Raw genomic sequence first — 24108 nt, 5'->3', positions numbered from 1 at the left:
TTGAAGTTAACAGTGAGATTATATTATTTCTAATTTTCAAAATTGTACGTTTTTAAGTGCACACTTTGTTTTTGATTAATTTATCACTATAAATGTTAAATTAATTTAAGCAAAGTAAAAAAACGAACCTTCCCTTTAGCCTAAGCTGTATAGAAAGCTATATTTGAAATTAGCTTCATTTGTTTATTAGTATTGTCATACTAGCAATGAGAAGCTTTTAGCTTTGCAGCAAAATGAAATAATGTAATTTGTTATTAGATTAAAGGGAAAACACCAAAGAACATTTTTTCACACTTTGGGTTAGTTGGAAACAACTTATCAGTTCCCAAATTATTTCTATTACTTTTCAAGTATGAGCAAAGCAAGTTTTAAAGTGTTTATAACATCACTGATTATTTTCATTTCAGGGTCTTCATTTATGCCAGCCAATAATTATGAAACCATAGAATGGCTAACCTTGGAAGAGGCAATGAAGCGGTCTGAAGAACAGCATAAGCCTGTTTTTGTGGATGTCCTGACAGATTGGTGTGGTTGGTGTAAACACATGGATAAGAATACTTTTCAGTCTCCTAGAGTAATGGAATATGTAGCCAACAACTATTTGGCAGTAAGGTTGAATCCTGAAGAAAAGGGTACCGTTACCTATAAGAAAGAAAAGATGACCAAGAGGCAGTTTGCCCGTAAGTTTGGAGTGAATAGTTACCCGACAATTTTGTTGCTTGATGCTAAAAAAGCAGGACAAGCTAAAATTGGATACAAGGAAGCAGAAGACTTTATAGAAATGCTGGAAGAGTATAAAAAACGCAGAAGGTAACTCATAACTACTCCTTTTAAATTGTTTTGTAAGTAAGCGTAATATCTGACAGTAGTTTTAGTCACAACCAGTAAAATACTGTCAGTCAATAAATCATACATAACTGTCATGTCAAAAAGAAAACTAATCTTCATTCCCTTGGTGGTTGTTACCCTATTTGGGTTTATCAGCCTTCAGGATAGCTTTATGCCTAAAAGCGAAACTTTAGGGCAGGACAAGCAGTCTGTCTTGAAAAACCTACTTTTTATTAGCCTGCAACAAGCACATTTTAAGGATGTGGTCTTTGATGACAAGATGTCTGAGGAGGCTTATAATATGTACCTGAAGAATATTGACCCAAACAAGCGCTTTTTGTTGAAGGAAGATATTGATATGCTGTCAGCTTATAAGAATCAGATTGATGATGAAATGATGGGAGCTGACAACCCGCTTTATGAGATGTCAGTGAAATTGTTGGATCAACGTAGAGCTGAAGCAAAACAGTATTGTGAGGAAATTCTGTCAAAGTCATTTGATTTTGACAAGAAGGAAGATGTAGAACTCGATGCTGATAAGGTTCAGTTTGCGTCTAGCAAAGAAGAACTGAAGGAACGTTGGAGAAAGTACTTGAAATATTCAGCCCTTGTTAGAATGCACAACAAGATGGAAGCTGAAGACAAGAAGGAAAAAGAAGCCAAAGAGAAGAAAGAGGAGTTTGCTAGAATGAACCCTGAAGAGCTTGAGGCTGACGTTAGAAGCAAGGTGAAAAGCAACTATGATGATGTTTTTGATGCGCTTGACAAAATGGATGAGGAAGATAGGATTACAACTTACCTGAATTCGATCATCAGTGTATACGGTCCTCATACAGAATATTTCCCGCCAGAAAGCAAAGAGAAATTTGATGCTGAAATGTCAGGAAGATTTGAAGGAATTGGAGCAAGACTTCAGCAGACCGGAGGTGAAATCAAAGTAGTTCAAATCATTCCAGGTAGTGCTTCTTGGAGACAAAAGGAATTGAAGGAAGGAGATATTATCCTGAAAGTGGCACAGGAGGAAGCAGAGCCTGTGTCGGTAGAAGATATGTCACTGAAGAATGCAGTGAAACTGATTAAAGGCCCAAAGGGAACTGAGGTACGTTTGACTGTTAAAAAACCTGACGGTAGACTAACTGTGATTCCAATTATCCGTGATGAAGTGATTTTGGAAGAGTCATATGCCAAATCAGCAGTGATAGTTGACAAGGAAACAGGTAAGAAGTGGGGTGTTATCGAATTGCCTAGCTTCTATGCTGACTTCCAGCACCGCAATGGTCGTTTCTCAGGTGATGATGTTATTGAAGAGCTGAAAAAGCTTAAGCAAGAGCAAGTTGAAGGTGTGATGCTTGACCTTAGAAACAATGGTGGAGGATCTTTATCCGATGCTGTTAAGATGGCAGGAGCATTTATTGATAAAGGTCCTGTAGTACAAGTGAAAAGCAAAACCAACAGAGCTCAAGCACTTCCTGATACAGAGTCAGGAGTTGAGTATGACGGACCGCTTGTAATTATGGTAAACCGTTTCAGTGCATCAGCATCAGAGATTTTGGCTGCTGCTATGCAGGATTATGGCAGGGCTGTAATTGTAGGCTCCAAAACTTTTGGCAAAGGTACTGTTCAGCGTTTTATTGATTTGGATAGACTTAGCCGTATGGACGAGTATAAGCCATTTGGTGCTTTGAAGTTGACGGTACAGAAGTTCTATCGTGTATCAGGTGGAGCAACTCAGGTAAAAGGTGTTGAGCCAGATGTACACTTACCTGATATGTATGCGTACTTAGATGTAGGAGAGGAAGACCTTCCTTACGTAATGCCTTGGGATAAAGTGGAAAAGGCAGATTTCAAGAATTGGGATCATAAGCCTAACATGAAAGCATTGGCTAAGAGAAGTTCAGACAGAATTGCTAAAAATGATGTATTCAACCTTGTAGAGGAAAACGCTAAACGTCTGAAGTCAAATAATGACAAAACGCTTCAAAGCCTTAACCTGAAAGCTTTTGCACAAGAGCAGAAGAAGCTGGATGAGGAGTCAAAGAAATTCAATGATCTTGAAAAAGAACATAATGAGTTTGACATTAAGGTGATGGCAGATCATTACCCAACATCAAAGCCTGATTCTGTGATTCAGGAGACTGCAAACAGATGGACACAACAATTGAAAAAGGATGTGTACATCAAGGAAGCATCACAAGTACTTAATGATATGGTATCAACCAACTGATCTATATTAAACTAAAAAAGCGGAGGTTAACCCTCCGCTTTTTTTTTATGTCTTAGATTTTGTATACCTAATAGCTTAACACGACCATAAAGTCATGATGTTTATACACTTCGAGGTCTGCTGTTATTTTCCTTCCATTTTTTTCAACTAAGCCTTTACTCTCCGTAACTCTGATATCATCTTTGAAAATCAGCTCTCTCTCTCCGTACATTTTATAAAGCGCTTCCTTGGCGCACCAGTAAAATGTTAGCGCTGTGTCTGTCATGTCACAGTGTGAAAGCTCTTCATCATGCATATATTTACTGTACAATCGCTGAATACGTGGTGAAATAAGCTCAATGTCAATGCCCGTATCTCTTTCTGTATTCAAACAAGCTGCTACATAGTGTTTACTGTGAGATATTGAAATACGGGCATTTGTATCTTTCAGAAATGGCTTACCTGTTTCCGCTTTTAATATCCCATTATATTCCATTCCTATATTTTCGGTCAGTGTTTGAATTGCCAGTTTGCCTGAAATACTCTGTTTTCTTTGCAATTCACTTTTGATGTGACTGAACTCTTCAGTTGTATGGAAAGAAAGCTGATCAGTCAGTTGAGTTTCTGATTCTGTGATCTCCCAAATTCCCCAATAGGTGTTTTTTACTTTTCCTTGATGGATAAAAGGCATCTTATTCAATGTTTTAAACTAAGCTGCAAAGATAGTCAAGGATGTAATTCATTCCGAATCATGCCTTACTACATATAAAACAAAGTTGCCATATCCATGTTTAGGAATATCGTGAAGACAATTTTTTAATTGGGGGAAATAAATGGCAATTTTGTACCCTGAAGCAAAGCGCACTTATTACTTGAGAGAATGATCAAAAGAATAGAAATAGAGAAACTGGGTACTTTTACAGGACATAGAGATTGTATTTATAGCTTAGAGCCGAACTTGGAGGAGAATGGCTTTTTTACAAGTGGTTCTGACGGTTTGGTCGCAAAGTGGAACTTAAGCAACCCTGATCAGGGAACATTGGTGGCGAAAATTCCGAATACGGTATATGCCATGGTACGTATTCCGGGAGAGGAGATTTTGGTAGTTGGGCAAAATTTTGAAGGAATCCATATTATAGACCTGACTGTAAATAAGGAAAAAGCCTCTTTGAAGCTTACAGACAAGGCAATTTTTGATATTAAGTTCAGTAATGGGAAACTGTATATAGCGGTAGGGGAAGGAGAGTTGATTAAGGTGAGTTATCCTGAGCTCTTGATAGAGAAGAGGTTAAAGATTTCAGATCAACATCTGAGAGCATTGGCTGTGAATGAACAGGAAAATACCTTAGCTGTTGGAAGTAGTGACAATTCGATCACCTTATTGGATTTGGATACGCTAGCATTAAAACAAAAGGTTTCTGGTCATACCAATTCAGTTTTTGCACTTACATATGATACAAAGTACAATCACCTTCTTTCGGGGAGCCGTGATGCACATATGAAAGTTTGGGATGCTCAGGATGGTTATGGATTGAAAGAAGATATCGTAGCGCATATGTATACCATTAACCATATCGCCTACAGGAAAGACGGAAAGTTTTTTGCGACATGTAGCAAAGACAAGTCCGTAAAAGTTTGGGATGCCCGAACATTCAGGCTCCTGAAAGTGATTGATAAGGCAAGGCATGCTGGACATGGTACATCAGTTAACAAGCTCTTATGGCTGTCAGATGATGAACTAGTGTCGTGCAGTGATGACCGTTCAATCTCAGTTTGGAAAATCTATAACCTGCCCGAATAAGCAAAAAGCGGTTTTACCTTGATAGGTAAAACCGCTTTTCTTCTAGATATTCTTCTAGTTTATTCAATTCTTGCTCGGAGGTGATTTCCTCAATACATGGTTGGGCAATGGCAGCCGAGACTCTTTGTTCTATGATTTCCTTCACCCTGTAAGTTCTCCATATCGGTGCCTTGAAAATCTCCACTTCATCTCCCATCTCCACTTTTCGGGAAGGTTTTATTGATTCTCCGTTTACTTTAATTTTGTCACTTTTGATAGCATTGGTTGCCATGCTTCTAGTTTTGTAAAGCCTGACAGCCCAAAGGAACTTATCAATTCGCATAGAGTAAGTTAAGTGTGAGCCAGATTGAACTTGAGACATTAGTTAATGACTCCTGCCTATTTGGCTCATTACCTAAATACTGAAGTCTTGTTTCTGGCATAAACAGATAATTGATTAATGATCTTTTCCAGTCTCCTTATTTCTAGGAGTTGAAAATAAATAAGCCTAACACATTGGAAAGTATGTCATACGTCTCTATACAATATAACTATTCTATAGATTAAAATAAATAACCAAGGAAGTAATCACCTTGTTTCGTTATCTGGTTATTTTAATTCTTCCCCAGTCTTGCTACTGATGAGTTTACCATCTTTGTAAGTCTCTATTTTCTCAAGGGAGCCATCTTCCTTGTAGTATTTCCAATCGCCTCGCTTTCTGTCGAGGTATTGTTTTCCTTCTGAACTTACCTGTCCGTTAGGGAAGAAGTACTTTACCACCCCATAAATCTTATTATCATCATAAGGAGTGATTGCTTTCGCTTGCTCGCTCTCGTCAAAGTACTCGTATTTTATGCCAGTGATTTTATCATTTCTGTATTCAGTAACCGCTTTTTTACTACCAGATGGATAGTATTCCGTTTTGGGACCAAATAGTCTGCCTGCTTTATAAGCATATTCTGACTTTAAATTGCCTTCAGGGTAGTACTCTTTCCAAAGGCCATCTTCTTTTTCATTTTTGAATTGCCCTTCAAGCTTAACCTTATTACCCTGATAGTATTCCTTTATTTTCTTTTCCTGCTCGTTGACATAGGTTACTACTTCTTTCAAGTCCTGATTTTTGTGAAAAGATTTAGAGTCTCCTCTTACTTTTCCATTCAGGTAGCTTATCTCTGCTTCTCTTTCGCCTGTGCCATAATATAAGGTCGCTTTGCCATGCATCTGACCATTTAGCATCTGACCTTCTTTCTTCAGGTTGCCATTTAGGCTGTACTCTTTGTAGTATCCTTGTCCATCAGCTTTGGTGACCATTTCCATTTGAGTAGAGCCATTTTCAAAGTATTTGGTGATATTGCCGGTAGGCTTACCTCCCTTGTGTTCAGAGATTACTTCAAGTTGACCGTTAGGGTAGTAACGTTTCGTAGTACCTTCTTCTTTACCTTCTTTATAAGGGATAACAGATTTGAGTGTATCACTCTCATAATAAGATTTTGTCAACCCGTCCAAGAGGCCGTTTCTGAACTCACTTTCTGATCGTAATTTACCTGAAGGGAAATAGCTTTTGAAAATGCCTTCTTTTTTGCCATCTGCATAATTTCCCTCTTGCATTAGGGTGCCATTTTCCAAGTACGAAAGTACTTTGCCATCAAGGGAGTCGTTGCTGAAGTGATAGATGGACTGAACTTTTCCTGAAGGGAAGTATTCTGTTAGTTTCCCCTCTCTTTTTCCATCATTAAAACTGACTGTAGCAGCCAAAGTACCATTTTGGTGAAAGCTTTTTAGTTCACCTACCAGTTGGTCATCTTTATAATTGCCTTCTACCTTTTTAGGTCCTTCAAAGTAGTACAGGAAATAAGGGCCATTCTTTTTACCATTCTTATATTGGTAGGTCAGTTTCGGCATCCCACTTTCATAATATTCCATGTACTCTCCTTGCAGTTGACCATTCTGGTAAAACCCTTTGATTTCAACTTGCTTGGAAGTTGGGAAATACCTCTTGTAAACACCTACTTTCAAAGAAGAGTCACCATTTACCATGGTATATTCCTCTTTGATAATCTCTTGTTTGTCATCATGGAACGTCACTACAGCCTGGCGGTTTTGACCATTGGCATTGAAGCTTAGCCAAAGCAGTGTTGATAGTGTGATAAAAAGTGAAGTATGTTTCATGTATGGATTTATTGTTTTTAATCTGCATTTATCAAATAGACAATCAACAGATAGCATATGCAGTTTTTCGAATGAATTTACTTAGCTCATACAAATTTACGGGAAGTATCATTTGAACGAAAAGGAATAGGTGATTAATGCTGATGGGAGATTTTACCCAATTTGCAATAAAGTCATTTCGTTAATAAATCTCTTCAAAAACTGCTTATCCTTGGTTTTGTACAAAAGCATCTATTCTTATGAACACTCACCAAATCTTTCATTCTGCATGCGTACAGCCCCATATTGCCTTTTGTGCAACAAAGCGTATATTATATTAAATCGAATAAAAGCTTTGAAAAATTTAATTCACAAATCTATCTAATAGTCAAGTACTGTTACAATTGAAAGCCTACATCTAATATGAGTTATGCACTTGAACTAAGTCGAGGATACCTTGATTCACTAGAGTGGAAGTATCAGGAAGACCAAACACACAACGCTATCAGGTTCGGAATGGAGCTTGACAATGGAAAAGTAGAATGCCTGTTAATTGAAAAACTTGAACAGGAACTCCTTCAGTTTTTTTCCCTGATTCCTCTCAATGTTCCTATTGATAGGTTACATGCCATCTCAGAGTACATCAACCGAGCCAATTATGGATTGCATTACGGAAGTTTTGAGATGGATTATGATACGGGAGAAGTCAGGTACCGTACTACAGCCTTTACATCATGTGAAATGCTTAACCAGCAAATTGTCAGTTCACTGATTCATGTTAACCTAAACACAATGGATCGCTATTTACATGGAGCTATGAAGGTCATGTACGGCGATGCAAATCCTAAAGAAATTATAGAAGAAATAGAAACACAGTTATGAGAGATTAGTACTACAACTTAGAGCGAAAGTAAATAACAATGAAAAGCGGAGATATTCTAAGAGAATACTCCGCTGTTTTTTTTATTGAGTCAATTGGCTAAGGTATTCCAGTGTCCTGATTTCAGCATAGGTTGCTTCTTCACCTGAAATACAGAATCCAACATGTCCTCCTAATTTAGGCGCTTCCAAATCTATGAATCGGTTTTGCTTTGCATCTTCTACAGGGAAGCAGGTAGGGTGTAAAAACGGGTCGTTAGTAGCATTTAGAATAAGCGCTTTTCGGTCAATCCTACTTAGTTTATGTAAAGAACTTGCCAATTCATAGTAAGACTCAGCGCTTTCAAACCCGTGTAGTGGAGCTGTGAAGTGTGTGTCAAAAGCTCTCAATGAGTTGATGTCAAATTGGCTTAACGGCGCATCAGAAAATTGCTCAGGAATCATTTGGGCTTTCTGTTTTACTTTCTCGTTAAGCTGCTTGTAGAAATTCTTGTTATAGAAAAACTTCCCCTTTTTCTCAAGTTCAATGCTACAGCCTGCTATGTCAACAGGAACCGAAATAGCAACTGCACCAATGATTTCGTCAGCAAGCTTATCACTTTCCTCACAAAGGTAGTTAAGGGTGATACTGCCCCCCATACTAAATCCGACCAAACCTATTTGCTTGTACTTTTTTAGGGAGCGAACGTATTTGACAATGCTTCTTATATCTTCAGTTTCACCACTATGGTAAAAACGAGGTAACCTGTTCATTTCGCCACTACAGCTTCTAAAGTTCCAAGCCATAGCGTCCCAACCAGCCTGATTGAATATTTTTGCCATACCGAGGCAGTAGTGCCTGTCTGCACTTCCTTCAAGTCCATGAGAAATAATCAATAGCTTGTCACTTCCTTTTACAGACCAGTCAAGGTCAAGGAAGTCACCATCTTCAAGTTCGAGTCTTTCTCTATTATATGTAACCTCTGAAACTTTTCGGAACATAGATGGCAGAATGGTCTGCATATGTCCGTTGAAGTGGTGTAAAGGTGGTCTGAAAGGCTTTGGTTGGATAATTGCCATTTGTCTAATTTTATTCGTTAGTAAAGTATTTAGGAGCTAAAGCTTATTTAGGATTGACGATATCTGCATCGAGTCTTATCATTTGTATCCCAAAGCGGTGATTGCTGTCAATTTTTACATATTCAGGCATATAACCTGTTTTTTTAGGAGTGTAATAGATCTCAAGTTTAGCGGATTCTCCAGAATTGATTTCTGCTGAACTGATACTGTACGTCAAGCATTGGCATTTGCTGTATACAGAGGTGATTTTTAATGGTTCTTTACCTGCATTTACTACAGTAAAGGCTTTAGTTACAGTTTCTCCTACATTGATGGTTCCAAAGTTAGCAGATAGCTCTTTCAGTTGCAGGAATGGCTGATCGTTGTCAATTTGGTGTGCAACATTGGTAGAATCTGTATGTTCTTCTACAATATCCCCTGAAATTTTAAGATACTGTTTAGGAATCAATGCATTTGAAAAGATCGAAATAGTCTTTACAAAATGCCCTTCATTGTCTTCACTTGTAAAAGCGGTTGTGATTTGTCCTGTTTCACCAGGTAATACAGGCTCTTTGCTCCAAGATGGAGTAGTACAACCGCATGATGCAGCAACCTCTGAGATTATGATAGGCTGATTTCCGTGATTTGTGAACCTGAAAGAGTAGGAGACAGTGTCACTTTCCAATATTTCTCCAAAGTTGTATTCAATAGCATCGAACACAAATACTCCTTGTGCATGAGTAACTGTTGAAAGAAAGGCTAAAAAGACTGTAAATAGTAATTTTCTCATAATCAGTTGATAGGCTCTTACTATAATTGAGTGGTAAGATTTTGAGGTTGTAAATTAGTATTTCCCAGCTAAAATAAGAGTGTTTTGAAACCAAAAAAGGCTGTTTTTCTAGATGAAAAACAGCCTTTTTCGGAAAAAACTTAAGTATCAACAGTTGTTAAACATGCTGCCTCACGGCAGATTCAACAGTTGCTGTTGTGTAATTGAAGATTAGTGAGCAGCTACTACGTCGATAGTAATTTCGTGCTGAACTTCTTTGTGCAGGTCAAGAACCGCAGTGTAAGAACCCAACATTTTCACTTCTGTAGTAAAGCCAATCTTCTTTCTGTCTACGTCAAAGCCTTTTGCTTTCAGCGCCTCAGAAATTTGCAGTGGAGTAACCGCACCGAAGATCTTACCAGACTCACCAGCTTTCGCTTCGATAGTCAGTGTAAGTTCGCCAATGTTGTTAGACAATGCCTCAGCATCTTTCTGAATTTTTTCTGCTTTGTGAGCAACTTGCTTCAGGGTTTCAGCTTGCATCTTCTTGTTCGCCTCAGTAGCCAATGTAGCAAATCCTTGAGGGATCAGGTAGTTTCTGCCGTAACCCGGTTTTACGGTAACAAGGTCATTTTTGTATCCAAGACCTTTGATGTCTGTTTTCAGAATTACTTCCATTTCTTTAAATCAGTTTTCGCGTTTTAAAAAAAGCTGTGATTACTTCAGACCGTCTGCTACGTAAGGAAGCAGAGCTAGCTGACGCGCTCTTTTTACAGCTTTAGCTACTTTTTTCTGATACTTCAAAGAGGTACCTGTGATTCTTCTTGGAAGGATTTTACCTTGCTCGTTCAAGAATCTCAGTAGGAAGTCAGCATCTTTGTAATCAACGTACTTGATACCGTACTTCTTGAAGCGGCAGTATTTTTTTGTCTGCTCCTGTCTGTTGATTGGTTCGTTCTGTAATGTCATGATTACGCTTCTGTTTTAGGTGCTTGATCTTTAATCAATTTTCCGTTTCTTCTTCTGTCGTTAAACTCAATGCCGTGTTTGTCAAGAGCAACAGTCAAGAAACGAAGGATTTTTTCATCACGCTTGAATTCAACTTCAAGGCGCTGCAATGTAGCAGGGTCAGCCTTGTATTCGAACAACTGGTAGAAACCAGAAGTCTTCTTGTTGATAGGGTAAGCCAATTTTTTCAGCCCCCAGTTCTCTGAGTGATAAATGTCCGCACCAAGTTCTTTCAGGACATCTTCGAACTTCTTGACAGTCTCCTGGATCTCGGAATCGTTCAGCACTGGCGTCACGATGAAGACTGTCTCATAATGTTTCATACTCATAATACTACCTAATTGAAACTTCAATTATTAAAATTCATTGAATTTAGAGTCCGCAAAAGTAATAACTTTTTCTTATAAGACCAATTCCATTTGAAATTATATGGGAACATATATCTGGAAATAGGTTTTTGGATAAGTGAAATAGCAGTACGTCAAATAAATCCTATTTTATATAAAATAAAGACTATGCAGCTGAGATATTTACTTATCTTGTATGAAGCACTTGAAAACACATAATTGACTAACAATTGGTTAACACCAATTTTAATATGAGGAAAAACCCATTGATTGCTTCGAATCCAAACTTCATGACAAGACTGTATGATAGGTTTTTGGCATATCATAGCAGTAGAGAAAAAAAACTGAATTATATAAAGGCGATCGCTGCATGTGGAGTCTTTTTACATACCCTATCACTTATTTATTTTCTCAACTCAAAAAAGGCATTCTCTGATTCGGAAGTTTTATTACAGCTTACCTGTTTTCTTTCAGCAGTTGGACTAATAGGAGGTATTCTAATAGAGAAGAAGAGACAGTCAGTTTCGTTTTATGGAAACTTATTGATTTTCAATATTTATTTATTGCTGTTGCTTGTTCGGGTTAACAATATTGATAATCCCTATGCAATTGTGCCATGGTTCTCTATTCTAGTGATGTTCTCCCTGTTTTTTTCATCAAGACTCTCTGCTGTTTTTTGGTTAGTCATATCCATTTTGACAATAGTGGTTTTTATGATAAATGGCGGTAGTCAAATGGGAATGGAGTCAATAGGAGAAGTGTGGAGTTATATAGCCTTTTTAGTGATCATATCCTTAATGTCGATTTTCTTTGAGACTGAACGGTTAAATAGGAGAGGGTTTTTAGTCAATTCTAGCAGGGAAGCCTTTGCCCAGAGGTTGGAACTTATGGAGCAAAAAAATGAACTGGAAATTCAAAGTAAGTTGATTCAGGATCAAAATACGCAAATGATTTATGAGCATCATTATGCAAAACATATTCAAAAAGCTGTTTTTGGAAGCAAACAGAAAGTGAGAAAAAACTTTGAGGATGGTTTTGTGTTGTTTATCCCAAAAGATATTGTAAGCAGTAATTTTTATTGGCATGGTACCTCAGATGGGTGGGATATTGTCGCCATAGGAGATTGTAAAAGGTGTGGCGTTCCTGGTGCTATGTTGTCAATGATGAGTTACAGTTTTTTGAATGAGACAGTGATTACTCAAAAGGTAATTGATCCTGCTGAGATATTGTCCCAGTTAGACAGGAAGGTCACTTATATGATGCATAAAACTGTGGAAGACCACCAAAATGCATTAGGTGTAGATGAAACGGTAGATATGTTGCTGATAGCTTATAATAAAGAGCATAGGAAATTGAAGTATGCAGGAGCAAAAAACAGGCTTTATATTGGCAGAGGGAGTCAGGTTTTTGATTTGGAAGGAGACCATTTTTCCATTGGGGGGGCTATTCATGATAAGAAAGCTTTTTCACATAGAGAAGTTGGGATATGTAAGGGTGATAGGCTGATTTTAGCTACAGATGGATTTGAGGAACAAATTGGAGGTTTGTCTGGAGATAAGTTTCATCGTAAGAAATTTAAGGAGTTAATAGGCTTGTTAAGTGATATTCCTGTCAGTAAACAAAAGTGTGAATTGCAAAAATCACTTGTAGAATGGAAAGGCGAGTATCCGCAGACTGATGATATTTTGGTTGTAGGGCTTCAAGTATAAAAGCTGTTCGAGTCAAATTTCTCGAACAGCTTTGTTTTTTTATTTCAACAAACATTGTTTGAATCTTTTTTCAAGAATGTCTTTGTTGAGCTCTTTTCCGATAAAGACCATTCTGTTAACCCTTTGTTCATCAGAACGCCATTCACTTCCAAGCGTAAGTGCTGACTGGTTCCTTACTGACTGGAAGATTACTTTTCTTTGTTCATCAGGAAAGTTGAAAATCCCTTTGATTCTGTAAAAAGCATGACCTTGCAGCTGTAACAAGACTGTAAGCCAATATTCAAGTTGTTGAGGGTTGACAATTCCTTCCATACTCACACTGTGAGATGTGATATGGTGGTGATGGTGGTGATGGTGGTGATGAATAAAAGAAGTCTTTTCCTCGACTTTCTCTGGTGCAAAAGCATTTAAGTTCAGTAGGTTTTTTCCATTGAAATCTGAATTAATGGTTTTTACATACTCAGCGTAAGGGTTGATGTTTTTTAATAAAGATTTTACCTCATTAGCATATTCCTCAGTAACAAGGTCGGATTTGTTTAATAATACTAGATCCGAAAATGATAACTGATGTGCGGCATTTTCATCATCCTTTAGGTTATCCTCTATGTACTGCGTGTCAACCAAACATATTGTTCCGTCTAACTTAAAGTGGTTTTGAATGACAGGAGTCGTAAGGAATGGCATAGCAATACTGGAAGGTTCAGCAATGCCAGTTGTTTCAATCAGAATATGATCAAATTTTTCACGCTGTTTTAGTAGTTTTTCTAGTGTTTCAAGTAGTTCACTTGACAGAGTACAACAGATGCAACCATTAGACATTTCAAAAATGCCATCTTCTACATCTACGACTAACTCATTGTCGATACCTACTTCACCAAACTCATTTTCAATTATGGCAAATTTTTTATCAGGATATGCCTGTATAATGCGGTTTAGCAAAGTAGTTTTTCCAGCGCCTAAAAAGCCTGTAATAATTGTAACAGGGATTCTGTAATCCTTTTCCATATTTATGAAACTTGCTTTATGCTAATTCTAAAGTTCTTGATTTACTCTGTGCTAATATGTAGTAAAATAAGTTTGAGAGAATACTTGCTCCCATCATTACTGCAAATGGTCCAGAAATAGCGTTGCCTCCAACTATGCCAATCACAGCTCCAGCTGTAGCGCCAAGTCCAAATTTAGTAATGCCAAAAAGTGCATTTGCAACACCTGCGTTCTTAGGGAAGTAAGACAGACAACAAGCATCTACATTACCATATACGAGCCCTAAAGAACCAACAAACAGAATATTGAGTCCTAAAACCACTTCAAAAGCGGGTGTCATCAAAGATGTATAGGTGAATAACATCACTCCTGCAATAATGTTCAAGGTTAGACCTGCCTTCATTATTTTACTAGGATGGTATTTATGAACAAGCTTTCCACTTGTCTTACTTAAAATTATCATCAGAAGTACATTCGCGCCAAAGCAAAGAGGAAATATATCCGAAGATAATTTAAAGTACTCTATATAGATATAGGATGACTTAGTGATAAATGCAAACATTCCTGTCGAGGCAAAAGAGCCTGATAAAAGGTACCCCATACCTTGCTTGTGTTTAAAGACACTTAGGTAGCTTTTCGTAATTTGAGAGATTGATATCTTTGACTTTTCTCGAGTTTTTATATTAAGTAATATCTTCACTGCCAATAACATTATGATAGCATAGCAAGTTAGGAATGCAAAAATGTATTGCCATTCGCCAAATTTGACAACGAATGATCCGAGAAGAGGAGCTACCATGGGTGCTATCATCATGATGCTGGCAACTGAAGATAAAATTTTAGCACTTTCACTAGCTTCAAATTGGTCTCTAACAATCGCGGATGCGTTCACTGTCACAAAACCACCTCCAACTGCTTGAAAAAACCTGAATAGAATCATCCATTCAACTTGAGTTGAAAAAGTAATCATGAGTGATGCAATAGCAAAAATAATCAGTCCTATCAGTGTTATTGGTTTTCTGCCAATGTTATCAGAAAATGGACCTCCTATAAACTGCCCAATACCAAACCCAAGGAAAAAAATACTTACTGTTAATTCAGCTTGATGAATTTTGGTTCCGAAAAATGTGGCAATTTCCGGAATGGAAGGTAAGTACATGTCAATACTTAGAGGACCTAGTGCAACTAAAGCACTAAGTATGAAGATTAATGAAGAATTATTCAGTTTCATAAGGTGGTTGTTTTTGCAAAAGCAGCAAAAATACCGAATTTAATTCAGAAACTTTTTCTTATGATATTATCCTTTTTATTTATGTGTAAGTTATTGATTGTTAGATTGATGTGTTGTATCTGTTTTTTGGTTAGCTGAAATTAAACATAATGTTCAAAATTAAATTATGACTATATAAAAGGGGAATGCTATATTGCGCACTCAAATTATAGGGTAGCTATTTTCTTTAAAAAAGAATCTAATTGTTAGGGAATTAATACTAATATATAATGCCTTTATTGACCCTTGAAAACGACCCGGAATATATCAACTTGCAGACTGAGCTTGTTACAATGCAACGTTGGATCCAAGAGCACAATAAAAGACTTGTAGTACTGTTTGAAGGTAGGGATACTGCTGGAAAAGGTGGTGCAATTATGCGCTTTGTCCGCTTTTTAAACCCAAGAGGTTATCGGGTAGTTGCTTTGCCAAAACCAACAGAAACTGAAAAGGGACAGTGGTATTTTCAGAGATATCTTAAAGAATTACCAAACCCTGGTGAAATAATTTTTTTTGATAGAAGTTGGTATAATAGAGCTGTTGTGGAGCCAGTAATGGGTTTTTGTTCTGAAAAAGAATATTCAGTTTTTCTTAAACAAGTCAATCAATTGGAAGAAATGCTTTTTGAAGATGGGATTCAAATTGTAAAGCTTTGGTTTTCAATAGATGTGGATGAGCAAAAGAATAGGCTAGAAGAAAGAAAGACAAATCCATTAATGCAGTGGAAACTTAGTACAGTCGATATGCAAGCTCAGCTTAAGTGGAATGATTTCACTTTATACAAAGAGAAAATGTTTGAATCGACATCAACTGAAAATCATCCTTGGGTAGTAATAAAAGGTAATGATAGAGATGTCGCTAGAAAAGAAGCAATGCGATATGTGTTGAGTGTCGTTGAGTATGAAGGAAAGGGTTTGACTGGAGAACGACTAATGCCGAATAGAGAAGTAGTCAGCTTATACTGAGAATATTAGCTTTTTTGATATAATTAATTGTCAACCACATTGAGATATTGAGTCAATGTGGTTATTTATTGCTTTAACAATTTAACTGAACATTTTAATTCATCACGTTACTTAATAAAAAGTAATGTGTGGAAAGACGTTTATGAAAAATTAAGCGTTTTATTTCTATGACTTGTTTTTTTTGGAACGATTTTGTCATAGAACAGACTCTGATGATATCTAATATATTTCAATTGATTTTTTAATGAGAAGTAAGAGCGTGTGTAGATTGTTGATCTTATTTTTGGCTTTCAATGTCTTTTTGACATCATGTGTGCCAAATAAGAAAGCTACTTATTTGAGAACCAAAAATGAGTTTAAAGAAGAATATGCAAAGGATTCTGTTCTGAGGAAATACGAGCTGAAAAAAACAGCAGAATATTTAGTTAGAGTAGATGATCAACTGCATATAAGAGTAGCATCGTTGACTCCATCCCAATATAATGCATTTGATATTACTAATCCATCAGGGTTAGAAGGAAGGGTCCAGAATACTCAGGTTATAGGTGGTGCAAATGGTACTATCTATGGTTATGAGGTAAATGAATTAGGCGAAATTCAAATGCCATTAATTGGGAGTTTGAAAGCTGAGGGTAAAACGTTGAAGGAGGTAGAAAACGAGGTTCAAGTAGCGCTTTCAAAATATGTGAAAGATCCAGTTGTTTATGTACGTTTACTGAACTTTAGGTTTTCAATACTTGGAGAGGTTCCTAGAGAAGGAATGTACAGTACGTTTAATAAGCGTATCACAGCTATGGAAGCTATTGGGCAGGCAGGAGGCTTTGGTGAACTTGCCAATAGGGAAAATGTGAAGCTTATCCGAAATAATAATGGTATAGCAGAAGTCGTGTATCTGGATTTTTTAGATGAACAATTTGTAGCTAGCCCATATTACTATATTCAACCAAATGATGTTTTAGTAGTTCAGCCACTAAAACAAAGACCAGTTATCACATACGTTTATAAAAATGTAGGGTTAATAGCATCTATAACCTCATTAGTGATCTCTGTTGCCACTTTATTAAGTAGATGACCTTTTTAGAGGAATAGCATTATGATACAAACTAGCAATTCAACTAACTTTACCCAGGAAGACGAAATTTCTATTGATTTAGGCCGTTGGTTCTCTTACTTAAAAAGTAAGTGGTACTTAATTGTTGTCGGAGCAATAGTAGGTCTTTTAGTTGGGTACTTTATTTCTAAAACAATTGAACCAAAGTGGAGTGTTTCAACGAAATTTGTGAAACAGCTTCAAAAAGATAAACTGAGTAACCTTCCATTAGATCTAGGTTTAATGGGAGAAATGGGTGCTTCAGGGGTGAATTTGGAATATGAGAAGGGCTTCTTTTTTTCTAGAAAACTTATAAATGAGTTGACAAATGATCTTTCTCTGAATGTTTCTTATTATCAGACTAATGGCATATTGAGAAAAGAGATTTTTGAAGAAATACCCTTCATTCTTAGTTATGATTCATCATCTTCATATGTGCCATATGATATTGAATTTACCATTAATAAACTTGATCAAAATTCATTTACATTAAGTAGTAATGATGAATATTTAAGTGATGGGGTAAATAATCAAGTATTTAATTTTGGTAAATATTACGAGATATTTGGTTTTAAGTTTCTGATTAAACAGGACGAGTCAAATGTGGATCAAAATGAGATTTCTGTTCTAATAAATTCACAAGATAGACTTGTAGAGAAATTTAGATCCAGTTTTTCACTTTCAATGCTTGGTGAACAAACAAATGAAATTGTATTATTAAAACTATCTTCTCAAGGAACAAATACAAATCGAGAACGTGAGATTCATCAGCGACTTATCGAAATTGCGAGGGAGTATAATGTTGAGGAGAAAAATGAGGTTGAAGAAAAGACCATAAGGTTTATTGAGGAGCAACTAAATATAGTAGCTGATTCAATGAAACATATGGCAACTAGAATGCACACTCTCAAGATTAAAGACAAAAATCTAGCTGGAGGGTCTGAAAAGATATTTGAAAAAATATATGAAATTGAGGAGAAGCGTACTGAGTTAGAACTAGCGGTTAAGTATTGTAAATACCTCAAAAGCTATATACTAAATAATAAAGAAGAGGAATTAGTAACTCCAAATGTGTTTGGAGTTGAAAATGAAGTACTAACTTCTTTGGTGTCACAGTATATTAATACAAAAATAGAGTCTGAAGCAAAGAGAAATGATTTAGTTGAAATGAGTCCGATCTTTGAAATTGAAATGAAAGAAAGGACGAAAATATTAGAAGGGCTTGAAAAGTCAATTCTAACTAATATTTCAAACATGCTTGAAACGTATGAGTTTAGGCTTAAGGAAACTAAATCGAAAATATCATTATTATTTTCATCTGTAGAGCCATTAATGGAAGATGAGAAATCTCTTGAAGGTTTTAAAAGACTGTATAATTTGAATGAGCAGCTTTACTTGGTTCTTTTAGAGAAAAAAGCTGAGTCAAGTATAAGTAAGGCTGCATCACTGTCAAACTACAAACAGCTAGAAGTACCAGAGGTGAGTTTAAAACCTGTAACACCGTCCTCAATAGTTCTGATGGGTGGTGGTGGAGCTTTTGGCGTTATCGTTGTTGTTTGTTTGATAATATCAGCTCAGCTATTTAATCGTTCCATTCATGAAATAGAGGATGTAGAGGCAGCTTCCCATTTACCAATTATTGGTGTAATTCAAAAAGCTTTTGACCCCGATAAGTTACATGTAGTTGAATCACCAAAGTCATCTATAACTGAAAGTTTCAGAAGTATAAGAGCAAACTTTAAATATTTGACAAAATCGTCAGATAAAGCAACAATGCTTTTGACTTCAATGATGAGTGGTGAGGGTAAAACTTATATTTCAGCTAACCTTGCAGCATCACTGTCGATGATTAATAAGAAGACAGTATTGATTGGTGCTGATATTAGAAAGCCACAATTAGAAACATACTTTAAAGATTTAACAGGTAAAGGTTTATCTGATTATTTAGTGAATGCTGCAAATGTGTATGAATTGTTGCAAGATACCCATATTAAAAACCTTTCAGTAATTCATTCAGGACCTATTCCTCCAAATCCATCAGAACTTTTGATGAGTGAGAAAATGTCTGAATTGATTACTGAACTTAAAGAGATTTTTGATATCATAATTATAGATACCGCTCCAATTGGTTTGGTTTCAGATACATTACCTCTTCTGGAATTATCCGATGCAAACCTATTAGTTGTGAGACAGGGTAGGAGTCAAAGAGAAATGCTAAGTAAAGCCGAAACTATTTTGGGCGAAAAAGTAGCAAGAAAATCTAGTATTATTTTTAATGGTGTAGATTTTTCAAAATTACATAGTAAGTATATAGGGCCAGGTTATGGAGGATATGTTTACGATGATAGCTACTTTGGAGAAGGGAAAATAGAAAAAAGACCATATCAAAGATTTATAGATAAGCTCTTGAGGAAAGGTTGATTCAATGTTAAGTGACTGTCTACTTTGTTATAGTAGTTATTTGAATAAATTCTTTAATAAGAAGTGAGAAATATAACTATTGGAGTATTTTTTTGTAAATTAGATTATAGATTGTAATTAATAATGTCTTAGTTTGGGAATAGATTTACTATTGAATATTAGCTGGAACTGGAATTTTTACTTTGCAGGAGTAATTAGACCCAAAAAGACTTCTGATATATTAAACTAAATTTGATATGAATTTTTTAAGGGGAACTGTATTATCGTCTTTGCTTCTTCTGTTGTCGTTTTCTGCTTTTTCTCAGCAGAATTATCTTCACAATCGTAAGCTGATGTTATTGTCATTTAGTGGAGGACCTTCGTTATATTCAGGGGAGCTTTCGAATCAGACTGCAAACCCTAACAGCTTTCCAATAGTGCTGAAAAGAGCAATGCCATCTTTCGCTGTAAGTTTGCAGAAGCGATACCGAAGCACGATGTCTTGGCGAGCTACATTAGCCTATACATGGTTAAGGGCATATGATGGAGATATTAATAAAGATGCATACCAAGCAAGACTATGGGCAATGGATAATCAAGTTATTGAAGCAAGTGGTATGCTTATATTTGACTTGAAAAGAGTCAATGAGTCCATGCTTCGTTATAGAAGGTCAGATAACTTTATTCCTTTTGCAGGAATAGGATTAGGGATTATATCTCATCAGCCTGAGATGTATGCTATAAATCCTGAGTTTCCTTTGAATGATTATATGGTAGATGCTGAAAGAAGAGTTGATGGAATAATACCAATGACTTTAGGTTTTAGATATCGAGTAACTCCAGATCTAGCCTTAGGTTTCGAAGGTTTAGGAAGAGTAGTTCTTTCAGATAATTTAGACCTTTATGATAATAATCCATTTTCTGTAGATATGTATTGTTCATTCAATGCATCATTGATATTCTACTTGCATGGATATAAAATTAGAAGGTTCTAATATATTTAGGCTAATACAAAAAAAGAGGTAACATATTAATATGTTACCTCTTTTTTATTTGATATAAATGAGATTAATGAACAAAGCCTTCAAGCTGAGGTGTATTCCTAATATCAACAGGTACTACTGTTGTAACACCTTGTTCAATCATTGTTACTCCATAAATAACATCAGTACTCGCCATAGTACGTTTGTTATGAGTTACAATGATAAACTGCGATCTTTCTGAAAACTTCTGAATGATTTTCGTGAACTTTCCTACATTAGCATCATCCAAAGGAGCATCAACCTCATCAAAAATACAGAATGGTGCAGGTTTGATAAGGTAAATGGCAAATAGTAAAGCTGTTGCAGTTAGTGTTTTTTCTCCACCAGATAGCTGATTAATTGTCAATGGTCGTTTTCCTTTAGGTTGAGCCATGATACTGATTTTAGAGTTTAAAGGGTCATCAGGGTCAACAAGTCTAAGATCACATTTATCTTCTTCAGTAAATAGGGAACGGAAAACTTCCATAAAGTTGTCACGAATATTATTGAAAGCCTCCATGAAATTCTCTTTAGCAACTGCATCAATTTCCTCGATGGTTTGTGCTAATGTTTCTTTAGCTTTTTCAAGGTCTTTTTTCTGTTCAATTATAAAATCATTCCTTTCTTTGATTTCATTATAGGCATCAATGGCTGTATGGTTAATTGGACCAATCTTATCAAGTTTTTGTTTGATGGTTTTGACTGATTCCTTTAGTTCACTTTCAGACATATCTTTATAAGAATCTTCAGGGTTCTCTTCTGAAGCAATTTCTTCAAGGTCCAACTCAAACTCAACAGCCATCTTTTCCTTGATAGATGTTAATGATAGCTTGATTTGGTTCAGTTTTTCATTAAGCTCCAATTTTCTTTGTCCAGCATTATCCTTTCGGTGTTGCCACTCCCTTACAGTTTTTTCAAGCTCATTGATTTTATTTCGGGCTTGATGATAGGAAGTTTCAGCTTCTTGGACGCCTTCTTCAATGGAGGTTTTTTCTTCATAAAGCTGCTCCATCATTTGATCGCCAGCTACATCCATATTGGCTACTTCTTCAAGTTCAGAATCTACTCTTGTAGCTTCTTCAAGGTTACTTTGTACCCGAGCTTCCCCTTTTATATAAGTAGACTCTTTAAATGAAATCTCATTATCAAGGCTTTCTACCTGATTTTGTTGTTGGTGAAACAGAATATTCTGCTGATTGAACTGAGCTGACAATTGCGTCAGTTTTTCATTTTCAAGCTGATAGTCATCATTGATGATATCAAATTGCTCCTTTAGGATTTCCAGTCCTTCTTGTTCTTCTTCAGCTTTAGGGCGGTTTTCCTCAATGGTTTGCTCTGCATTGGCAATTCGTTCCATGATTTCGTCCCGCTTATTTTCACTTTCAGCCAAGAACTTAGAGAATTCTTCTTTTTGAGTTTGAATCTTGACGATTTCTTGAGAAACAAGATTCATATCCTGTTGAAGTTTGTCAAGATCAGCTTTGTAAGAAATTTCTTTTAAAGCATTGAGTTCATCAATAGAGTTAAGCTTGGAAAGTTCAAGTGTATCTTTTTCTGTCTTTAGGCTTTGAATATCTTCCTGAAGGATTTTTAGGTTTTGAGCACGACCCATTTTCTTCCCTTCAAATACACCCACAGAACCACCAGTTACGGTATTCCATTTTCTGATCCCTTTGCCATTTTTGGTCAGCAAGACGACATCATCATGTTGTGGAAGTTGTCCTTGGTTTCTTACAATGATGTAAGCATTGTGAAGCATAAAGTTGACTAGGTCCTTATACTTTTCATCGAACTCAACAACATCCAAAACATGGACAGCATCTTGAATTGCTTTACGAGGAGCTAATGGTAAACCTTTAAATTTGTCAAGAAGGAGGAAGTTTGCTTTACCTTTTGATGCTTCAGCCAAAAGGTTGACCGCTTTCCAAGCTTCCTCTTCATTTTGAAGGATAAAATAATTGAGATATGGTTCTAGATAACCCTCAATTGCTAGTCTGTACTCTTCATCACAGGTAATGATGTCTGTAAGCAGTGGAGCATTTTGAGCGAAGTCCGTATTCTTTTTCAGGTATTTAATTGCATCAGGGTAGCCCTCAAGGTTCTCAACCATTGACTTTGTTAAGTCATACTCATGCTGTTTGGCATCGAGTGAACGGTTGATTTCTGCTAAACGGTCTTTCTGCTGCTCAATTTCTGCTTGAGTTTTTGCAATTTTACTTTCGTGTTGAACCTGCTGCTCTTGTGTATAGCTAAGTTCAGATTTCACTTCATTTTGTTCAGCCTGTAGTGCTGCAAACTGCCTGTCAAATTGTTCAAGACTTGCGCTTTTTTCTGTGTTGGCAGAGTACTCTCTTTCTAGTTCTTGCTTTAGAGCAGAAAGCTGTACCTCACTAATTTCAACACTCTTTTTTAGTTGGTATAAGGCCGCTTCCTTAGTTTTAATTCTGCTGTCTAAATCGGAGAATTGAGCTTTAAGTGTTTCTGTTTTTTCCTGTTGAGAGGTTTTCTTTGTTTCATAGTCATCTAAAAGGAACTCTGTTTCGCTAAGCATTTTCTGAGCGGATGCAAGCTGAGTTTTAAGTCCATTCAGACTTTGCTTCATTTGTTCGTTTGACTGACGGTCTTCTTCAGCCTGAAGGAGCAAAGTGTTCTTCTTGTCTTCAAGATATTTCTTTTTCTCTCCTTTTATTTTTTTGTCACTTTCAAGTTGTCGAATCTTGAAAATATGTTCATTCAGAGTTTTTTGGCGAGAACCAAGTAGTTTCTCACGTTGTATCAGTGCATCTTTTTCTGTTTCTAATTGATGCTCCATTTCCTCAATCTGCTTCGTAATGGAACCTTGTTGTGTGTTTTCCATTTGAAGTTCATCGTTGAGGCGTTGCATTTCATCAAGTTGACTCGTTACTGACTTTCGTGCCAATGAGATACTTTGCTGACGGTATTCATTCTTAAACTTGAGATATCGCTGAGCTTCCTTTGCTTGCCTTTCTAGAGAGCGCATATTTTTACCTATCTCGTGTAAAAGGTCTTCTACACGCTCAAGGTCAGCATCTGTCTCCTGAAGCTTTTTCAGCGTTTCTTTTTTACGCTTTTTAAACTTGGAAATACCAGCAGCTTCTTCAAATAGTGCTCTTCGAGAGTTGTTGGTGTCGTTTAGGATTTCATCCACCATTTTCAACTCAATAATTGCATAGCTGTCAGACCCAATACCTGTGTCCAAAAACAAACCTTGAATATCTTTCAGTCGGCAAGGAACCCCATTCAATAGGTATTCACCTTCACCAGAACGGTAGTACCTTCTTGCGATAGTTACTTCAGTATATTCGGTTGGGAGTAGGTCTCGGTTGTTCAAAAAAGTAAGAGATACTTCAGCCATTTGCAGTGGCTTACGCTTACTCGTTCCATTAAAAATGATGTTTTCCATTTTTTCAGAACGGAGAGCCTTTGTGCTCTGCTCACCGAGTACCCAGCGTATAGCGTCAACGACGTTGGATTTACCACTGCCGTTGGGACCTACTACTGCTGTAATACCTTTGTCGAAGCTGAGTTTTACTTTATCTCCAAAACTCTTGAATCCCTTAATTTCCAGTTTGCTTAAGAGCATAGTTTGTCAGTTTGTTTCAACCTCAATCGAATTGGATTTTGAATCGTTGAGGGTGTTTGTACGA

20 protein-coding genes are annotated in these 24108 nt (G+C 36.5%); 9 read left to right on the top strand and 11 right to left on the bottom strand.

Annotation, left to right across the window (positions count from 1 at the left end; genetic code table 11):
• Positions 1-352: 352 nt before the first annotated feature.
• Positions 353-814 (top strand): thioredoxin family protein, encoded by a 462-nt coding sequence (locus V6R21_RS16880; RefSeq protein ID WP_334244805.1) that lies wholly within the window; start codon positions 353-355, stop codon positions 812-814.
• Positions 815-922: 108 nt separating this feature from the next.
• Complete coding sequence (locus V6R21_RS16875; RefSeq protein WP_334244804.1) at positions 923-3052, top strand: carboxy terminal-processing peptidase; 2130 nt, start codon at positions 923-925, stop codon at positions 3050-3052.
• A gap of 67 nt (positions 3053-3119) precedes the next feature.
• Here the strand turns inward: V6R21_RS16875 and V6R21_RS16870 are convergent, their stop codons facing one another.
• Positions 3120-3722: a 4'-phosphopantetheinyl transferase family protein gene (locus V6R21_RS16870; protein WP_334244803.1), complete on the bottom strand. Its 603-nt coding sequence runs from the start codon at positions 3720-3722 to the stop codon at positions 3120-3122.
• 189 nt (positions 3723-3911) lie between these two features.
• Between V6R21_RS16870 and V6R21_RS16865 the strand changes: the two genes are divergently transcribed.
• Positions 3912-4832, top strand: a complete 921-nt coding sequence (locus V6R21_RS16865; protein WP_334244802.1) for a WD40 repeat domain-containing protein — start codon at positions 3912-3914, stop codon at positions 4830-4832.
• Positions 4833-4845: 13 nt separating this feature from the next.
• Here V6R21_RS16865 and V6R21_RS16860 read toward each other — a convergent pair whose 3' ends face one another.
• Both V6R21_RS16860 and V6R21_RS16855 read right to left on the bottom strand, forming a co-directional pair.
• Positions 4846-5154: an RNA-binding S4 domain-containing protein gene (locus V6R21_RS16860; protein WP_334244801.1), complete on the bottom strand. Its 309-nt coding sequence runs from the start codon at positions 5152-5154 to the stop codon at positions 4846-4848.
• A 266-nt stretch (positions 5155-5420) separates the two neighbouring features.
• Entirely contained in the window at positions 5421-6980 is a 1560-nt protein-coding gene (locus tag V6R21_RS16855; RefSeq protein ID WP_334244800.1) for a toxin-antitoxin system YwqK family antitoxin, read from the bottom strand.
• A gap of 402 nt (positions 6981-7382) precedes the next feature.
• On the opposite strand from V6R21_RS16855, the gene V6R21_RS16850 reads away from it, so the two are divergent.
• Positions 7383-7841 (top strand): YbjN domain-containing protein, encoded by a 459-nt coding sequence (locus tag V6R21_RS16850; RefSeq protein WP_334244799.1) that lies wholly within the window; start codon positions 7383-7385, stop codon positions 7839-7841.
• An 81-nt stretch (positions 7842-7922) separates the two neighbouring features.
• Here V6R21_RS16850 and V6R21_RS16845 read toward each other — a convergent pair whose 3' ends face one another.
• From V6R21_RS16845 to rpsF, 5 genes are all read right to left on the bottom strand, one after another.
• Entirely contained in the window at positions 7923-8897 is a 975-nt protein-coding gene (locus V6R21_RS16845; RefSeq protein WP_334244798.1) for a YheT family hydrolase, read from the bottom strand.
• A gap of 43 nt (positions 8898-8940) precedes the next feature.
• Complete coding sequence (locus tag V6R21_RS16840; RefSeq protein ID WP_334244797.1) at positions 8941-9666, bottom strand: DUF1573 domain-containing protein; 726 nt, start codon at positions 9664-9666, stop codon at positions 8941-8943.
• 210 nt (positions 9667-9876) lie between these two features.
• Positions 9877-10323: a 50S ribosomal protein L9 gene (rplI, locus tag V6R21_RS16835; protein WP_334244796.1), complete on the bottom strand. Its 447-nt coding sequence runs from the start codon at positions 10321-10323 to the stop codon at positions 9877-9879.
• Between the two features lie 39 nt (positions 10324-10362).
• The gene (gene rpsR / locus V6R21_RS16830; protein ID WP_334244795.1) at positions 10363-10614 is read right to left on the bottom strand and encodes a 30S ribosomal protein S18; all 252 of its coding nucleotides are present in this window, start codon (positions 10612-10614) and stop codon (positions 10363-10365) included.
• 2 nt (positions 10615-10616) lie between these two features.
• Positions 10617-10982, bottom strand: a complete 366-nt coding sequence (gene rpsF, locus V6R21_RS16825) for a 30S ribosomal protein S6 (RefSeq protein WP_334244794.1) — start codon at positions 10980-10982, stop codon at positions 10617-10619.
• Between the two features lie 269 nt (positions 10983-11251).
• Between rpsF and V6R21_RS16820 the strand changes: the two genes are divergently transcribed.
• Positions 11252-12709: a PP2C family protein-serine/threonine phosphatase gene (locus tag V6R21_RS16820; protein WP_334244793.1), complete on the top strand. Its 1458-nt coding sequence runs from the start codon at positions 11252-11254 to the stop codon at positions 12707-12709.
• Between the two features lie 39 nt (positions 12710-12748).
• Here the strand turns inward: V6R21_RS16820 and V6R21_RS16815 are convergent, their stop codons facing one another.
• Positions 12749-13714 carry a CobW family GTP-binding protein gene (locus V6R21_RS16815; protein WP_334244792.1) on the bottom strand — a complete coding sequence of 322 codons (966 nt, stop codon included), beginning with the start codon at positions 13712-13714 and terminating at the stop codon, positions 12749-12751.
• Positions 13715-13730: 16 nt separating this feature from the next.
• The gene (locus V6R21_RS16810; protein WP_334244791.1) at positions 13731-14924 is read right to left on the bottom strand and encodes a multidrug effflux MFS transporter; all 1194 of its coding nucleotides are present in this window, start codon (positions 14922-14924) and stop codon (positions 13731-13733) included.
• 269 nt (positions 14925-15193) lie between these two features.
• Between V6R21_RS16810 and ppk2 the strand changes: the two genes are divergently transcribed.
• From ppk2 to V6R21_RS16790, 4 genes are all read left to right on the top strand, one after another.
• A complete protein-coding gene (gene ppk2 / locus V6R21_RS16805; protein ID WP_334244790.1) occupies positions 15194-15928 on the top strand; it encodes a polyphosphate kinase 2 in 735 nt (244 codons plus the stop codon).
• A 337-nt stretch (positions 15929-16265) separates the two neighbouring features.
• Positions 16266-17000 (top strand): polysaccharide biosynthesis/export family protein, encoded by a 735-nt coding sequence (locus V6R21_RS16800; protein WP_334244789.1) that lies wholly within the window; start codon positions 16266-16268, stop codon positions 16998-17000.
• A gap of 21 nt (positions 17001-17021) precedes the next feature.
• Positions 17022-19439: a polysaccharide biosynthesis tyrosine autokinase gene (locus V6R21_RS16795; protein WP_334244788.1), complete on the top strand. Its 2418-nt coding sequence runs from the start codon at positions 17022-17024 to the stop codon at positions 19437-19439.
• A 236-nt stretch (positions 19440-19675) separates the two neighbouring features.
• Positions 19676-20413, top strand: coding sequence for a DUF6089 family protein (locus V6R21_RS16790; RefSeq protein WP_334244787.1), 738 nt, complete (start codon positions 19676-19678; stop codon positions 20411-20413).
• A gap of 73 nt (positions 20414-20486) precedes the next feature.
• Here the strand turns inward: V6R21_RS16790 and smc are convergent, their stop codons facing one another.
• A complete protein-coding gene (smc, locus tag V6R21_RS16785; RefSeq protein ID WP_334244786.1) occupies positions 20487-24044 on the bottom strand; it encodes a chromosome segregation protein SMC in 3558 nt (1185 codons plus the stop codon).
• Between the last annotated feature and the right edge of the window lie 64 nt (positions 24045-24108).

Source organism: Limibacter armeniacum, assembly GCF_036880985.1.
Classification (GTDB): domain Bacteria; phylum Bacteroidota; class Bacteroidia; order Cytophagales; family Flammeovirgaceae; genus Limibacter; species Limibacter armeniacum.
The sequence above is the reverse complement of the archived record's forward strand: the minus strand, read 5'-3'. Positions and strand labels throughout refer to the sequence as shown.